14 protein-coding genes and 1 pseudogene are annotated in these 13,516 nt (G+C 31.1%); 9 read left to right on the top strand and 6 right to left on the bottom strand.

From position 1 onward, the window contains the following. Positions 1-50 precede the first annotated feature (50 nt). Both ACYFX0_RS30585 and ACYFX0_RS30590 read left to right on the top strand, forming a co-directional pair. On the top strand, positions 51-266 hold the full coding sequence (locus ACYFX0_RS30585) for a hypothetical protein (protein WP_080017766.1): 216 nt from the start codon (positions 51-53) through the stop codon (positions 264-266). A gap of 322 nt (positions 267-588) precedes the next feature. Further along, positions 589-1,020 carry a helix-turn-helix domain-containing protein gene (locus ACYFX0_RS30590; RefSeq protein WP_460272065.1) on the top strand — a complete coding sequence of 144 codons (432 nt, stop codon included), beginning with the start codon at positions 589-591 and terminating at the stop codon, positions 1,018-1,020. Between the two features lie 176 nt (positions 1,021-1,196). Here the strand turns inward: ACYFX0_RS30590 and ACYFX0_RS30595 are convergent, their stop codons facing one another. From ACYFX0_RS30595 to ACYFX0_RS30605, 3 genes are all read right to left on the bottom strand, one after another. Next, positions 1,197-1,757 carry a helix-turn-helix domain-containing protein gene (locus tag ACYFX0_RS30595; protein ID WP_460272067.1) on the bottom strand — a complete coding sequence of 187 codons (561 nt, stop codon included), beginning with the start codon at positions 1,755-1,757 and terminating at the stop codon, positions 1,197-1,199. 613 nt (positions 1,758-2,370) lie between these two features. Then, entirely contained in the window at positions 2,371-3,024 is a 654-nt protein-coding gene (locus ACYFX0_RS30600; protein WP_327960241.1) for a MarR family transcriptional regulator, read from the bottom strand. A gap of 261 nt (positions 3,025-3,285) precedes the next feature. Then, positions 3,286-4,521: a plasmid recombination protein gene (locus ACYFX0_RS30605; protein ID WP_460272069.1), complete on the bottom strand. Its 1,236-nt coding sequence runs from the start codon at positions 4,519-4,521 to the stop codon at positions 3,286-3,288. A gap of 597 nt (positions 4,522-5,118) precedes the next feature. Here ACYFX0_RS30605 and ACYFX0_RS30610 point away from each other — a divergent pair. The 5 genes and pseudogenes from ACYFX0_RS30610 to ACYFX0_RS30630 all read left to right on the top strand — a co-directional run bounded on the left by ACYFX0_RS30610 (position 5,119) and on the right by ACYFX0_RS30630 (position 9,651). Continuing rightward, entirely contained in the window at positions 5,119-5,529 is a 411-nt protein-coding gene (locus tag ACYFX0_RS30610; RefSeq protein ID WP_460272070.1) for a hypothetical protein, read from the top strand. 586 nt (positions 5,530-6,115) lie between these two features. Then, positions 6,116-6,688 (top strand): tyrosine-type recombinase/integrase, encoded by a 573-nt coding sequence (locus ACYFX0_RS30615; protein WP_460272072.1) that lies wholly within the window; start codon positions 6,116-6,118, stop codon positions 6,686-6,688. Between the two features lie 410 nt (positions 6,689-7,098). Beyond that, a complete protein-coding gene (locus ACYFX0_RS30620; protein WP_460272073.1) occupies positions 7,099-7,797 on the top strand; it encodes a CsxC family protein in 699 nt (232 codons plus the stop codon). A gap of 117 nt (positions 7,798-7,914) precedes the next feature. Further along, positions 7,915-8,178 (top strand): annotated as a pseudogene (locus tag ACYFX0_RS30625) (tyrosine-type recombinase/integrase); the annotation flags it as partial. A 681-nt stretch (positions 8,179-8,859) separates the two neighbouring features. Then, positions 8,860-9,651, top strand: coding sequence for a CsxC family protein (locus tag ACYFX0_RS30630; RefSeq protein WP_098223429.1), 792 nt, complete (start codon positions 8,860-8,862; stop codon positions 9,649-9,651). Between the two features lie 216 nt (positions 9,652-9,867). Here the strand turns inward: ACYFX0_RS30630 and ACYFX0_RS30635 are convergent, their stop codons facing one another. Both ACYFX0_RS30635 and ACYFX0_RS30640 read right to left on the bottom strand, forming a co-directional pair. Beyond that, positions 9,868-10,065: a hypothetical protein gene (locus tag ACYFX0_RS30635; RefSeq protein WP_102957052.1), complete on the bottom strand. Its 198-nt coding sequence runs from the start codon at positions 10,063-10,065 to the stop codon at positions 9,868-9,870. Positions 10,066-10,225: 160 nt separating this feature from the next. Next, positions 10,226-10,834: a DUF3967 domain-containing protein gene (locus ACYFX0_RS30640; RefSeq protein ID WP_460272074.1), complete on the bottom strand. Its 609-nt coding sequence runs from the start codon at positions 10,832-10,834 to the stop codon at positions 10,226-10,228. A 500-nt stretch (positions 10,835-11,334) separates the two neighbouring features. On the opposite strand from ACYFX0_RS30640, the gene ACYFX0_RS30645 reads away from it, so the two are divergent. Next, a complete protein-coding gene (locus ACYFX0_RS30645) occupies positions 11,335-11,550 on the top strand; it encodes a hypothetical protein (protein WP_080017766.1) in 216 nt (71 codons plus the stop codon). Positions 11,551-11,872: 322 nt separating this feature from the next. After that, positions 11,873-12,304, top strand: a complete 432-nt coding sequence (locus tag ACYFX0_RS30650; protein ID WP_460272065.1) for a helix-turn-helix domain-containing protein — start codon at positions 11,873-11,875, stop codon at positions 12,302-12,304. Positions 12,305-12,480: 176 nt separating this feature from the next. On the opposite strand, the gene ACYFX0_RS30655 is transcribed toward ACYFX0_RS30650, so the two are convergent. After that, positions 12,481-13,041, bottom strand: a complete 561-nt coding sequence (locus tag ACYFX0_RS30655) for a helix-turn-helix domain-containing protein (RefSeq protein ID WP_460272067.1) — start codon at positions 13,039-13,041, stop codon at positions 12,481-12,483. Positions 13,042-13,516: the final 475 nt, after the last annotated feature.

Here is a 13,516-nt window from a genome sequence, read left to right on the forward strand (position 1 = left end):
TCTATTAAAACATAGAATAATATAACTCTTGTTTGAGAGGAGGTATAAAAATGAGTTGGAGTAATGACTGTTGGAAACATAGTAGTCATTCTAGTAAATGCGAGGATCATAACGACTGGTGGAAACATAGTAGTCGTTCTAGTAAATGTGAGGATCATAACGACTGGTGGAAACACAAACATGATAATGATTCTTGTAGATGTAGACATCATAGAAAATGTAAATGTTTTATTATTTGTTGTCATAGTAATCGCAAACATTGGTAAGATTTTTTATCATTTTTGATGAAGAATTTTAAAAAGACTTGTCCTTTATAAAAAAGGACAAGTCTTTTTATTTGCTATTAATAATAGGACGTTATGTTAACTATACATGAATAAGATATACAAAATAAAAGTTGAGTAGCAAATAAAAAACGGTTCTTTTTATAGTAAAATTTGTTATAGATGGATAATACAATTAACAAACGAGTCATTTGGAGGCTCATTAAAGATGCAACCTTTTGTTGCACCTTTAATGCGCCTATAACTATCTTTACTTTAGTCATCCACTTCAACAATACTGAAATAAGAAAGGGCGATAAACAATATGTTTTTTGGAGATAAATTAAAAAAAGAAAGAGAAAAGAAAGGTTGGTCACAGGAGTACCTTGCTACAAAAATACATGTTAGCCGTCAATCAGTTTCAAAGTGGGAAACAGGTAAAAACTATCCCAGTATTGGAGTGATTATCGATTTAAGTGATTTATTCGGGATCACAATCGATGAATTATTAAGGAGTGATGGAGAGTTGAAAGAAAAAATAATTCAAGATAGTAAAAGATCGACAGATTTAAATTGGAAATCATACCTTTTAACAAGTTTAGGTATTCTTATCGGGATTGTAATTGCTAGTATGATCAAACATGATGGAATTGATTGGATATCCATTAGTTGGTCAGCAGTTGCAACAGCAGCCTTCTTGTACCTTATTTCTCTTCTTTTTCCACAATGGAACAAAAAGGGTCAAACAAAAAAGTAAGTGGAAGATTCCACAAACAGATTTGATTGCTTAATATCAATTACCTTTTGGATTAAAAAGTATAGGAAATATTATTAATAAACATTCATAAATTTAACTTCCGCTAACGAAAATTATGTAAACACAAAAGTCCTCCAGTTAAACAATCCGGAGGACTTTTAATAGTTTTCTAAGTGTTATCTTCCAAATACACTCAATCCTAAATAAATCAAACTATAACTAATTAAAGCACTTGCAAACATCAAACCTATTTTTAATAATTTGTCTTTTATATTAGGCTTTACTTCACTTATAGGTTTTCCCTCTATAAAATCAATTATTTGACGATAAGTTTTTAAATTATGCTCTTTTTTTATGTTTTCAACTTTCAGTGATGAAAACATAAGCAAAATCGTAAGTACAAAAGGTATTATAAGACCATAATAACCAAAAAAGTAAAATACAGGTGCAATAGAAATAGGAAGTATAATCATTGATGCTAACATGATGTAACTCCACTTAAAGAAAGTTAATTTTTGAAGTTCTTCTTTCATGATCTTTACATCTCCTTTAACTAAATCATCCAGGGAGACGTTAAAGAGAATACTCATCATTAGTAAATTATGAATATCTGGATAGTTCCTTTCATTTTCCCAGTTAGAAATAGATTGTCTGGAAACATGGATTTTTTCTGCTAACTTTTCTTGGGACATATTATCCCGTTTACGAAAATATTGTATCTGTTTACCGATGTTCATTTATACATCTCCCTTAAATTTGAGGTTAAGTTAAAGGCTAATTAAAGACTACCAAATTTCTTTATAATAACGTGATTTTAAGATGTAAAAATGTTTTATCATGCTATTTCCCCCTGTTTTTGGGTGTGAGTGCTGGCTGGGGGTTTGGGGGCTAGCCCCCAAGAACTTAACGTAACTGAATATGGAATAAGCTTATTATTTAAATCGATAGAACTAGCGGTTCGGCGGGTATAATTGTTGATCCAAGTCGAGCAACTTAACCCCGTTTTTGGTCTGTTCGGCTTGGCGAAAGCTAAAAACCCGCCGAAAAAAGTTTTGCAAGGACAAGAATCAAAAAGAAAAGGCGATAGCCTTTCGGTGAGGATAAACGAACCGACTTTTTGATTCTGAGGGTGGAGATTTTTGAGTGGTTTTCTCAAAAATACGACCCGTTCCTTGCGGAACTTTTAGCCCTATATATAAGAGTGAGATAGAAGAAATAAAAAAAACCAGTAATACCAAGGGTTTATAGCTTATGAGGTGTTACGAAAAAGTAACACCTGTGTTACGAAAAAGTAACACCTAAAAAAAGGAAAAACACAATAAAAAAAAGATGTCAATGAGAATTTGACATCTAAAATAAGTATATTGGTAATTTATATTTCTTCTTAGACTCATCAATTTTAAAGTTCTTTAATGAATTTCTAAAAATATGTTGAGTTGCTTTATCTATTCCATCTTTAGGACTACAACACATAATATTAGGATTTACAAACCATGTACGACTTGTACATGCACGACCATCTTCTGTTGTTATTCCTGCTGCTGCAACTCCTAGAACCCCTTTTTTAAATAAACCATTCATCGTTAAAGAAACATTTTTTCTTGCCATTTTAAAACGTTCGGCTAAATATGTAGGTGATGCTGGAGTGCTTGTATCTACATTATCCTTATCAATTTTTTGAATAATAACGTTAGTTTTGAACTCCACATATGGAGCAAGTTTAAATAAAAATGCTTCTTCCTTACTACTCAAATACTCAATTTCAGTAAGATAATTAACGTTATCCATAATTAGCTGCACAAACCTCACCCGATCTGTAGGTTTTTTCTTTTTCCCTATGAAATACTCATCTCCACCAGTTGTTTTACTTAATAACTGCAAGAGCATTGCTTTCTCTTCTTCTGAGTAACCACCGGCTTGCAACTGGTCATAAATGCTATCAATCTTACTATCTCTTATTTTCGCTTTTTTTTCAGCTTGTCCAAAATCTACAACTTTTGTCATAAAATAATTCTCTCCCTTAGTGGAAGGAATCAACTTTTATATGTTAGAATGTATATAGAATATATATTGGTTGATTCCAACCTTATTATGAAAAACCGCCTTGCCGTCCAAAGCTTGGGCGGTTTTTCTCGTTTGTATGTCTTTCTCTATAATAACATGAAACACCTTGTTAAAGCTTTCCATCTCTTACAAAAGCACAACATTCAATCCTCTTTTTCTTCTTCAAACTCATACAATCCAATGCTTTCATCATTATCAATCCTATCTTTCCCTATCAAAATCCCGATGTTTGCTTATTTCTCTCTTATGTTCACGTTCAAATTGATTATCTATTCCCTTATTATCCAATTCATTTTTAATAATCCCTCTAAATACCTTAAATTTCTCTTTAAAAGCTTTTTTCGTCTGTTGATACAAAACTCTTATATTCTCCTTCAAATCCTTTATATGAGCCTTTAATGAGCTTATTTCAGTATGTAACTTTCTATTTTCCTCTTTCAAATCTAAATTTATCTTTTGAGATTCTTTTAAAGAATCATACAAACTATTGACTTGACGATTCAAATCCCTATTTTCTTTTACCAAATCCGTATTTTGCAAACGCTCATAATCTTTTTTTACAGTGACTGCTGCAGTTATCAATTCTTCTACTTTTTCAAGTTGCTTTGGTGAAAAAACATAATTACCTGTTTCTTTTTCAATGATTTCAGGTTTACCAATTAATTTTGGCTTTACCTCCGTCTTAATCTCTTTCTTTTTGGGCTTTAGCGTAATCTTGCTATCCGGCAATCTCTTACTTATCTCTGTAATTTGATTCTCTATGTTAGAAACAGCTTCAGCATATTCCTTGTATTGACGGACTTTCATATATTTATGTGTACCCACATTGGCACGTTCAAAATTTGGAATTTGTTCTTTAGCTAAAGATTCAATATAAGCCGTTTCTAATTGTCTCCAATTCGCAATTAGCTCCGTTCCTTTTCCTTGTACGCCTTGTTGTTGCAAGGCTCTATCCATTCCGACACGCCTCGTTAATCCTCGACTACTTTCGAAATTCGGTACATAATTAATATGTAAATGCGGATTTGCTTCATCATCATGTAAAACCATGTTATAGACTGCTAGATTTGGATTTCGCCCTTGAAACGCCTCAGCATACTGTTTTAACGCTTCTTTTTTAGCTTCCCTATACTTTGGGTCATCTTTACCCTCTCCAACCGCTACAACCAATTCTCGTTGCTCATGTGTCTTTGTATCTTTTTTTATCTTGTCATAATAATCCTTAATTTTACGATCATTGCGTTTTTGTTTCTCGTTATACTTATCTACTGCTTCTTGAAAGACATCCTTGTATACACTTCGAATGTCCTTTTGAACAAAGTAGATATTCTCTTCTAACCTGGATGGATCTATGCCAGGATTCCCATGAATGTTTTCTCTGTTATTATGGCTTAATGAACTTTGGTGAGATTGATTAAATGAGATAGAAAACAACATAAAGTGCCACCACTTCCTCTAGATCAATTGATACAATTAGTCTAACAAGACGACGAAATTGTGTCAATTGATGTAACCCTATACTTATTTTGACGCTAACGCATCAAAATTGATAGGGGTCTGCGACGCCGTTCGGCTTCGCCGACCCATGCACAGCATGGGAAAAACAAACCTTGGGCTTTGCCCAAACCCACTGGGGAACTCTTCCCCAGCCCCCATCCATCGAACTCCCCAACCCCTCAAATCCTTGAGGGGCTCCCTCGCCGGTAGGCAGGGTCAAAAGGGTACCTTTTGACAACCACAAGAGGGTCTTGGTGTAGTGAATTTGTCAACTCCTTAATGCTCCTTCACTTCGCTTTGCTACGTTCGTCCGCTTACCGTTGACAAATCACCAAATGCTATTTTTATCTATTATTAATTACTTAAAATCAACAATGACTTTCAAATATCTAATTATATATATTAATCTTAAAACTATAACTAATAATATATAATTTATTGGAAGATACACCCAATTAATCAAAGACAATCTTCTTATCTAAATGTGTAAAAATAAAATAGATCATAGTTTTTAATATTTCTATTGGAGCTGATTAAATGAATAACTATTATGAATACAATCAATCCCCATACACAAATAATTGGAATTATCAACCAACACCAAACACAATATATAATCAAGAACATGCACGACCAGTTAGTAGACGTATTGATTTAACTACAAACATGCCGGGGACAGATATAAAAGATTTAAAAGATGGTTTCGTACGATATACCTGGCTTAATGTAGTAAACATACAACCTGGTGAAACCATAGACTTTCGATTAACTGCATCGCCTAATGAACAAGTTATAAGTGGCGGCTTCAGTACTAACCCAGTAGAGAATGTATATGCAGTAACATCCGCACCTCATAGTAGTTATCCATTTGTTATGGCTGTTATGCTTCGTAACGCTTCAGCAATATCTATATTACCTGATTTATGGGTCGTTGTTAAAAGACAATAAAAAAACAAAAAACCTAGCAATTGCTAGGTTTTTTTGCATATGAGAGAAATACTATTTTCATGTCATACCATCTTCAAAGTTCCCATTATTGTATGTTCATTTTTATAATCAGTTCGAATATAAAATTTTGAATAAAAGTTTACTATAAGAAAACCTACAGCAATTGCTGTAGGTTTTCTTATTAGCAACGGCCAAGACTATATTGTAAATGCTCATTGCATTATACTTTGGATTTAAAAAAGTGTTAATATGTAAAACTTTTTAATAAATGTTTTACTAATTTCTTAGCATATGAAATTCGCATCTTGTTGGTGCTAACCCATATAGAACATAAATAAATTAGATAAAAAGCCTAGTAAAAACTGGGCTTTTTATCTAAAAAAAACACCATTTTTCACCTTAATACACTTCTAATTTCACGATATTTTATACAATTAATAATAAAAAGTTCCAATGTAAACTTTTAAATATTAGTTTACTTTCATTTCCCCTTAAATATTGACTTCCGACCAATTCCCCTGATATCTTCAATTTATACAACAAAAGTATACATTCAAAACACTATAAATAAAGAGGTCATAAATCCATGAATAAAAAGCCACATCTTATTGATGTCCAACCCATCCGTAGCAAAGAACAGATCGAAGATATGAAATGGGCTCTGAAACGTCATTGCTCCGAACGAGACTATATTCTGTTTCTTATCGGCATCCATACCGGATTACGAGTGAGTGATCTACTCCAACTCGAAACACAAACCATACTAAAATTAAAACAGAAAAAGAGAAAAGAATTCAAAATCAAAGAAGGAAAAACAAAGAAAGAACGGATGATTAACCTTACTTCCATTTTTGATGAGGTACACTCTTATGCTCAAACTCTAGATAATACCTGGTTATTTCCTTCCCGAAAAGGAAACAAACATATTAGTAAGATCCAGGCTTATCGACAATTGCAAAAAGCCGGAGATTTTGCCGATATAGAATCCATCGGAACTCATACCATGCGCAAAACCTTCGGTTATTGGTTCTATAAACAAACAAAAGATGTTGCTATGTTGCAAGGAATTCTAAATCATAGTACACCCCAAATCACACTAAAATACATTGGAATTAATAAAGAAGAAAAAGACAATATACTTGATAATTTCCATATTTAAAATCTATCAAAAAAAACGACATCTAAGGGTACAGCCTAGATACATGTAATTTTGAGTATTAGTCATACATTTATTTTCAACCATACTTATAATCATGGGTTTCCTTGTTATTTTTCAACTTATTATCATACATCCTAATCATACAGTTGGAACAAAGTGTTTTCAGTAGCTAATAGATGGATGATTAGGGTGTACTCATAATAGACAAAACGATATTTATAATCCCTATAAATTGAATATAGGAATAAAAGTAAATACATGACCTATTCCACAATTATTTTAAATTTAATTATCTTTATATATTATTAAAAAATTAAATTGATACGAATAACATAAATGAAAAAAATTAATACATTAACATTGAACAGTTTTAAAAATCTAAAGTAATTTTAAAAAGGAGTCTAAGTAACATGAGTAAACAACGTCCAATTAATACATCATGTCAGGTGGTAGGACAAACTCAAACACCATTAAATAATAAAGTTGAAACACCCATTGTTACCACAGAAACACCGCTTGTACAAATGCCAGTTATATTAGCCAAAAGAACAATTCAAATTGTTGTAGAATCTAATATTTCATTAGATCCTCCAGCAATTGAAATTAAGCGTATCTTAAAAAACAACGTATTTTTGACACAAGGTGATTTAGTTCCTCTAGCATTTACTCCGATACCAGGTACAAATTACAACCTAGTTACAAAAGCTAAATTATTTTTACAAGGGTATATCCATAAAAGTATTGAGTATGTATATGATGAATACAATAGAATTATATATAATTCTATTGTAAATGTTCCATTTTCCGGTTCCACAGATCTAATAGAAGATGATTTTCTATCTTTACCTTTAATAGCTTCTTCCTCAGATACTACATTTCATTTTATTAATCCTAAAAACGGTGATTTACCACATTTAGAAAAATGTTCCTTCGGAGATACAGTTTATTATAACAAACAACCATATTGCGAATTAGTCAGTACTCAACTTGTTGGATTAGACTTTTCCCCTTGTCTAACAAACTTAAAGGAACCATTTAATACTTTTCGTGAAATAATTGTATTAAACCTTGATTTAAAAGTTTTACAAATACAACAAGTACAAATTTAAAACAAAGAAAACTTCTTATTTTTCAAACCAACCTACTAAAAAAACACCAATATCCGTTAGTGCTCTCCTAAAGGGAACTATAAAATAAAATGAAAAAAGTGAGTGAAACTTATCTAAATATTTCCTTCTCGAAAAGGAGACAAACCCATTAGTAAGATCCAAGCTTATCTACAATTGCAAAAAGCCGGAGACTTTGCCAGCGTAGAGTCCATTGTTACCCACACAATGCACAAAACCTTCGGCTATTAGTTCTATAAACAAACAAAAGATGTTGCTATGTTGCAAAACATACTCAACCACAGTACACCAAGAATTACACTGAAATACATTGAAATTAATAAAAAAGAAAAAGATAATATCCTAGATGTATTTCATATTTAAAACATAATAAAATATAGCTCAAATAGTTAAATCAAAAAATCCCAAATTACATACACCTTTTAAAAAATAATTTCATAAAATAAAATCGATAATGGCAAATATATTCTCTCCGACAAACAACTCACAGAATAAACAAAAAAGATATTCATACTGAATATCTTTTTTGTTTATTCTAAATATCGTTATTTTAATATATACAAATTTTATTTTTTCTGTGATTAACTAGACTTATATACTCATATTATTTCTTTCAAAAAAATAAGTATATTAATCTTATAAAAAAGAATAAATAACATTTTGAATCTATTTAATGTAAAAAAGGGATTTACTAATAGATTCCCTTTCCTTTCAAAGAGACTAAATTTATGAGTGTAAAACAAGTGTCCAATGCTTGTTCCACACTATAAGACATGCTTTCCTATTCAAAATAGTTCTAATGAATTTTATTTAGTACTACCTATTTTTTTAATATAAAAGAGTCTAACAATACTTCCACAAAAATATATGCTAAACAAAATCAAATAATAAAAAAATAGATTTTATTACTATAATCTATTTTTTTATTTAAAAATGAGGAAAATCACTATTATACATGCCCTCACACATATAAATACACTCCATAACATGTTAAAGAATGTATAAACACACTCAAAACATAAACTCAAAGGAGGCTTTTTTAAATTGAGTGAAAAAGAATATAAACAAGATAATAATAAAAATAAAGATTGTAAGGTTAAATCAGAATCGCGGATTCCACTCAGTGATACTGAGGCAACGCCTGTTCTTACAAACAATCCAAGAATTAAAATTCCAGTTGTATTAGCAGAAAGAACACTTCAAATTGTAGTAGAAGCAGAAATTCCACTTTCTCCACCAGCAGTGGAAATTAAAAGAGTGTTAAAAGATGTATTTTTAACACAATGTAAACTAGTACCTGTTGAATATGAACCAATTAATGAAACAGGATATTTTCAAGTAACAAGAGCAAAATTGTTTGTAGAAGGCTATATTCGTAAAAACATTGAATACGCTGCTAAATACTGCAATGGCGTGATTCATGATCGAATTGCAAAGGTTCGATTCTCTGGTTTTGCTGATTTGACTGAAGATGAATTTCTTTCTTTCCCAATTATAGCTTTTGGTTCGGAAAATAAAGCTCGTTTCATTAATCCGAAAAAGAATGATGTTCCTCGTCTAGACAAATACTTCTTTGAAAATAATGTTTTCTATAATGAACAACCATATTGTGAATTAATTAGTGCGGAATTTTATGAACTTGATTATTCATCATATGATGTTCATCATGATTCAAAACATGATGAATATCAGGACAGAAATCAAGATAGATATCAAGATAAATATCAAGATAAATATTATGATCAATATCCTGAGAAAGAATTTGACAAATTACGTGAAAAAATTGTTCTTGATCTTACTTTGAAAGTATTACAAACTCAACAAGTACAAATCTGATAAAATAAAACAAGTTATATTTTTAAAGCAAATCAGTTCTTTTTCACATTTCATGCACTAAAAAAGAAAGAGGAATCCTAAAAAATTCCCCTTTCTTTTATTTACATAACATTATATTATCAACAGTCAATGTACCTCAAAATCTATAAAAAAATCCCTTCAGATCTTTCTTCTAAAGGAACTTTTCGTTCACATAATCTGTATTATCAATAATTTTTATTTATCTACTTTAAAATACTCTGGATGTTCTGCTTTCATAGATAAAATGTTACCACACTCCGTGCAAACATCAGCAATCACTCTTGAAAATTGATTAAAAAGGTTATTCGTACTAATAAGTCTTAAACATGCTTGGGCATTTAATGAATCTTGCCTGATTTCTCTAGAACCACAATTAGGACATTTCTTATTCATTTACAATTCCTTCTTCCTAAGATTTAGTTCAAATAAAATCAAATTATCAGTAATATCCCAAAAAGATCAGAATTCTCATATAACTCTAAACCTTACTTTTATATTCATTTTCCTATATTTTTTAGAGGTGGCAAGAGATAATTAATCAAATTTCAAAAAATTATTTCCAAAACTCATACCATTTCTTATCTTTACTTACTGCAATCATCTTCTGAACTTCTTGGACTTCCCTTATTGTTTGCATGAGCATTTCATCGCGGCCGTGGTTCTTCGCCATGTCTTCGCTATTATTTGTCGCTATAAGCTTTTGGGAATCCTGTAGCGATTGTATAGCGCTCAATAATTTCAATTCTCTTTGTGTGAATCGCTGGTCTTGTTCATCTAAACGTTTGTTTAATTCTTGTAGTAAGTAATTTTGTTTTTCAATAATCTCTTTTTGCTCTTGAATCATCGCCTGTAGCGGTGTAGCGTTGAAATTAGGCTCTTCATAGCGCTCAACTTCATGTCGCTCTAATGGCAATACTTCAACACCTTGATGCCATGATACTATTTGCTTTGTAGCATTTTCTAATGTCATTTCTGTGTCGTTCTTTAAGTTTATAACCTTACGAAACACCATTACATCACTTTCTCTATACTTCCTATGTCCACGTTCATTCTTTATGAAAGTATAACCCTCTTTTTCTAGTACATCAGCATACTTACGTAATGTACTAGATTGGATATCTAATTGCTCTGCCACGTCGCCAGGACTATATAGCGTCTTCATAGCGTCTCACCTCAAAAATATATTCGCTATAAGCAATGATATACCCTTTTTCCTAATAATTCACGTATCACTTGTTTCAAATTCTTAACTCTCATAATCTTTACATGGGTAGTTTGTATAGTTCGTATTACAGATCAACTCTTAGGAACACACATCAATTTTAAAATTGAATACTCATTACATCTCAATACCAACATCAAAATCTTTTTTATGTATACAAGATTTTATGCAAAAAAAGAGTAAAGAGGATTCTACTGATTCCCGTTATATCAACAATGTTTAAAATCCTGTATACAAGATAGCGAGACAAAAAAGAAGAAACCTTGTAAACACACGAATTCTATCAAAGTATTTGCTATCAATAATTTTATGTTATGTTAACTAATTTTGAATAAATATTCGTAGAAGTTTTTTATAAAATTCACTATAGGTTATCAAACAAGCATTTTTTCTATTAAAACATAGAATAATATAACTCTTGTTTGAGAGGAGGTATAAAAATGAGTTGGAGTAATGACTGTTGGAAACATAGTAGTCATTCTAGTAAATGCGAGGATCATAACGACTGGTGGAAACATAGTAGTCGTTCTAGTAAATGTGAGGATCATAACGACTGGTGGAAACACAAACATGATAATGATTCTTGTAGATGTAGACATCATAGAAAATGTAAATGTTTTATTATTTGTTGTCATAGTAATCGCAAACATTGGTAAGATTTTTTATCATTTTTGATGAAGAATTTTAAAAAGACTTGTCCTTTATAAAAAAGGACAAGTCTTTTTATTTGCTATTAATAATAGGACGTTATGTTAACTATACATGAATAAGATATACAAAATAAAAGTTGAGTAGCAAATAAAAAACGGTTCTTTTTATAGTAAAATTTGTTATAGATGGATAATACAATTAACAAACGAGTCATTTGGAGGCTCATTAAAGATGCAACCTTTTGTTGCACCTTTAATGCGCCTATAACTATCTTTACTTTAGTCATCCACTTCAACAATACTGAAATAAGAAAGGGCGATAAACAATATGTTTTTTGGAGATAAATTAAAAAAAGAAAGAGAAAAGAAAGGTTGGTCACAGGAGTACCTTGCTACAAAAATACATGTTAGCCGTCAATCAGTTTCAAAGTGGGAAACAGGTAAAAACTATCCCAGTATTGGAGTGATTATCGATTTAAGTGATTTATTCGGGATCACAATCGATGAATTATTAAGGAGTGATGGAGAGTTGAAAGAAAAAATAATTCAAGATAGTAAAAGATCGACAGATTTAAATTGGAAATCATACCTTTTAACAAGTTTAGGTATTCTTATCGGGATTGTAATTGCTAGTATGATCAAACATGATGGAATTGATTGGATATCCATTAGTTGGTCAGCAGTTGCAACAGCAGCCTTCTTGTACCTTATTTCTCTTCTTTTTCCACAATGGAACAAAAAGGGTCAAACAAAAAAGTAAGTGGAAGATTCCACAAACAGATTTGATTGCTTAATATCAATTACCTTTTGGATTAAAAAGTATAGGAAATATTATTAATAAACATTCATAAATTTAACTTCCGCTAACGAAAATTATGTAAACACAAAAGTCCTCCAGTTAAACAATCCGGAGGACTTTTAATAGTTTTCTAAGTGTTATCTTCCAAATACACTCAATCCTAAATAAATCAAACTATAACTAATTAAAGCACTTGCAAACATCAAACCTATTTTTAATAATTTGTCTTTTATATTAGGCTTTACTTCACTTATAGGTTTTCCCTCTATAAAATCAATTATTTGACGATAAGTTTTTAAATTATGCTCTTTTTTTATGTTTTCAACTTTCAGTGATGAAAACATAAGCAAAATCGTAAGTACAAAAGGTATTATAAGACCATAATAACCAAAAAAGTAAAATACAGGTGCAATAGAAATAGGAAGTATAATCATTGATGCTAACATGATGTAACTCCACTTAAAGAAAGTTAATTTTTGAAGTTCTTCTTTCATGATCTTTACATCTCCTTTAACTAAATCATCCAGGGAGACGTTAAAGAGAATACTCATCATTAGTAAATTATGAATATCTGGATAGTTCCTTTCATTTTCCCAGTTAGAAATAGATTGTCTGGAAACATGGATTTTTTCTGCTAACTTTTCTTGGGACATATTATCCCGTTTACGAAAATATTGTATCTGTTTACCGATGTTCATTTATACATCTCCCTTAAATTTGAGGTTAAGTTAAAGGCTAATTAAAGACTACCAAATTTCTTTATAATAACGTGATTTTAAGATGTAAAAATGTTTTATCATGCTATTTCCCCCTGTTTTTGGGTGTGAGTGCTGGCTGGGGGTTTGGGGGCTAGCCCCCAAGAACTTAACGTAACTGAATATGGAATAAGCTTATTATTTAAATCGATAGAACTAGCGGTTCGGCGGGTATAATTGTTGATCCAAGTCGAGCAACTTAACCCCGTTTTTGGTCTGTTCGGCTTGGCGAAAGCTAAAAACCCGCCGAAAAAAGTTTTGCAAGGACAAGAATCAAAAAGAAAAGGCGATAGCCTTTCGGTGAGGATAAACGAACCGACTTTTTGATTCTGAGGGTGGAGATTTTTGAGTGGTTTTCTCAAAAATACGACCCGTTCCTTGCGGAACTTTTAGCCCTATATATAAGAGTGAGATAGAA

The sequence above is a fragment of the Bacillus sp. NEAU-Y102 genome (assembly GCF_054788175.1).

Bases quoted from the DNA above. Each gene is read 5' to 3' on its own strand.
- ACYFX0_RS30605 (WP_460272069.1), bottom strand. From the start codon at position 4,521: ATGTTGTTTTCTATCTCATTTAATCAATCTCACCAAAGTTCATTAAGC.
- ACYFX0_RS30655 (WP_460272067.1), bottom strand. From the start codon at position 13,041: ATGAACATCGGTAAACAGATACAATATTTTCGTAAACGGGATAATATG.
- ACYFX0_RS30585 (WP_080017766.1), top strand. From the start codon at position 51: ATGAGTTGGAGTAATGACTGTTGGAAACATAGTAGTCATTCTAGTAAA.
- ACYFX0_RS30615 (WP_460272072.1), top strand. From the start codon at position 6,116: ATGAATAAAAAGCCACATCTTATTGATGTCCAACCCATCCGTAGCAAA.
- ACYFX0_RS30635 (WP_102957052.1), bottom strand. From the start codon at position 10,065: ATGAATAAGAAATGTCCTAATTGTGGTTCTAGAGAAATCAGGCAAGAT.
- ACYFX0_RS30590 (WP_460272065.1), top strand. From the start codon at position 589: ATGTTTTTTGGAGATAAATTAAAAAAAGAAAGAGAAAAGAAAGGTTGG.
- ACYFX0_RS30610 (WP_460272070.1), top strand. From the start codon at position 5,119: ATGAATAACTATTATGAATACAATCAATCCCCATACACAAATAATTGG.
- ACYFX0_RS30650 (WP_460272065.1), top strand. From the start codon at position 11,873: ATGTTTTTTGGAGATAAATTAAAAAAAGAAAGAGAAAAGAAAGGTTGG.
- ACYFX0_RS30595 (WP_460272067.1), bottom strand. From the start codon at position 1,757: ATGAACATCGGTAAACAGATACAATATTTTCGTAAACGGGATAATATG.
- ACYFX0_RS30645 (WP_080017766.1), top strand. From the start codon at position 11,335: ATGAGTTGGAGTAATGACTGTTGGAAACATAGTAGTCATTCTAGTAAA.
- ACYFX0_RS30620 (WP_460272073.1), top strand. From the start codon at position 7,099: ATGAGTAAACAACGTCCAATTAATACATCATGTCAGGTGGTAGGACAA.
- ACYFX0_RS30640 (WP_460272074.1), bottom strand. From the start codon at position 10,834: ATGAAGACGCTATATAGTCCTGGCGACGTGGCAGAGCAATTAGATATC.
- ACYFX0_RS30600 (WP_327960241.1), bottom strand. From the start codon at position 3,024: ATGACAAAAGTTGTAGATTTTGGACAAGCTGAAAAAAAAGCGAAAATA.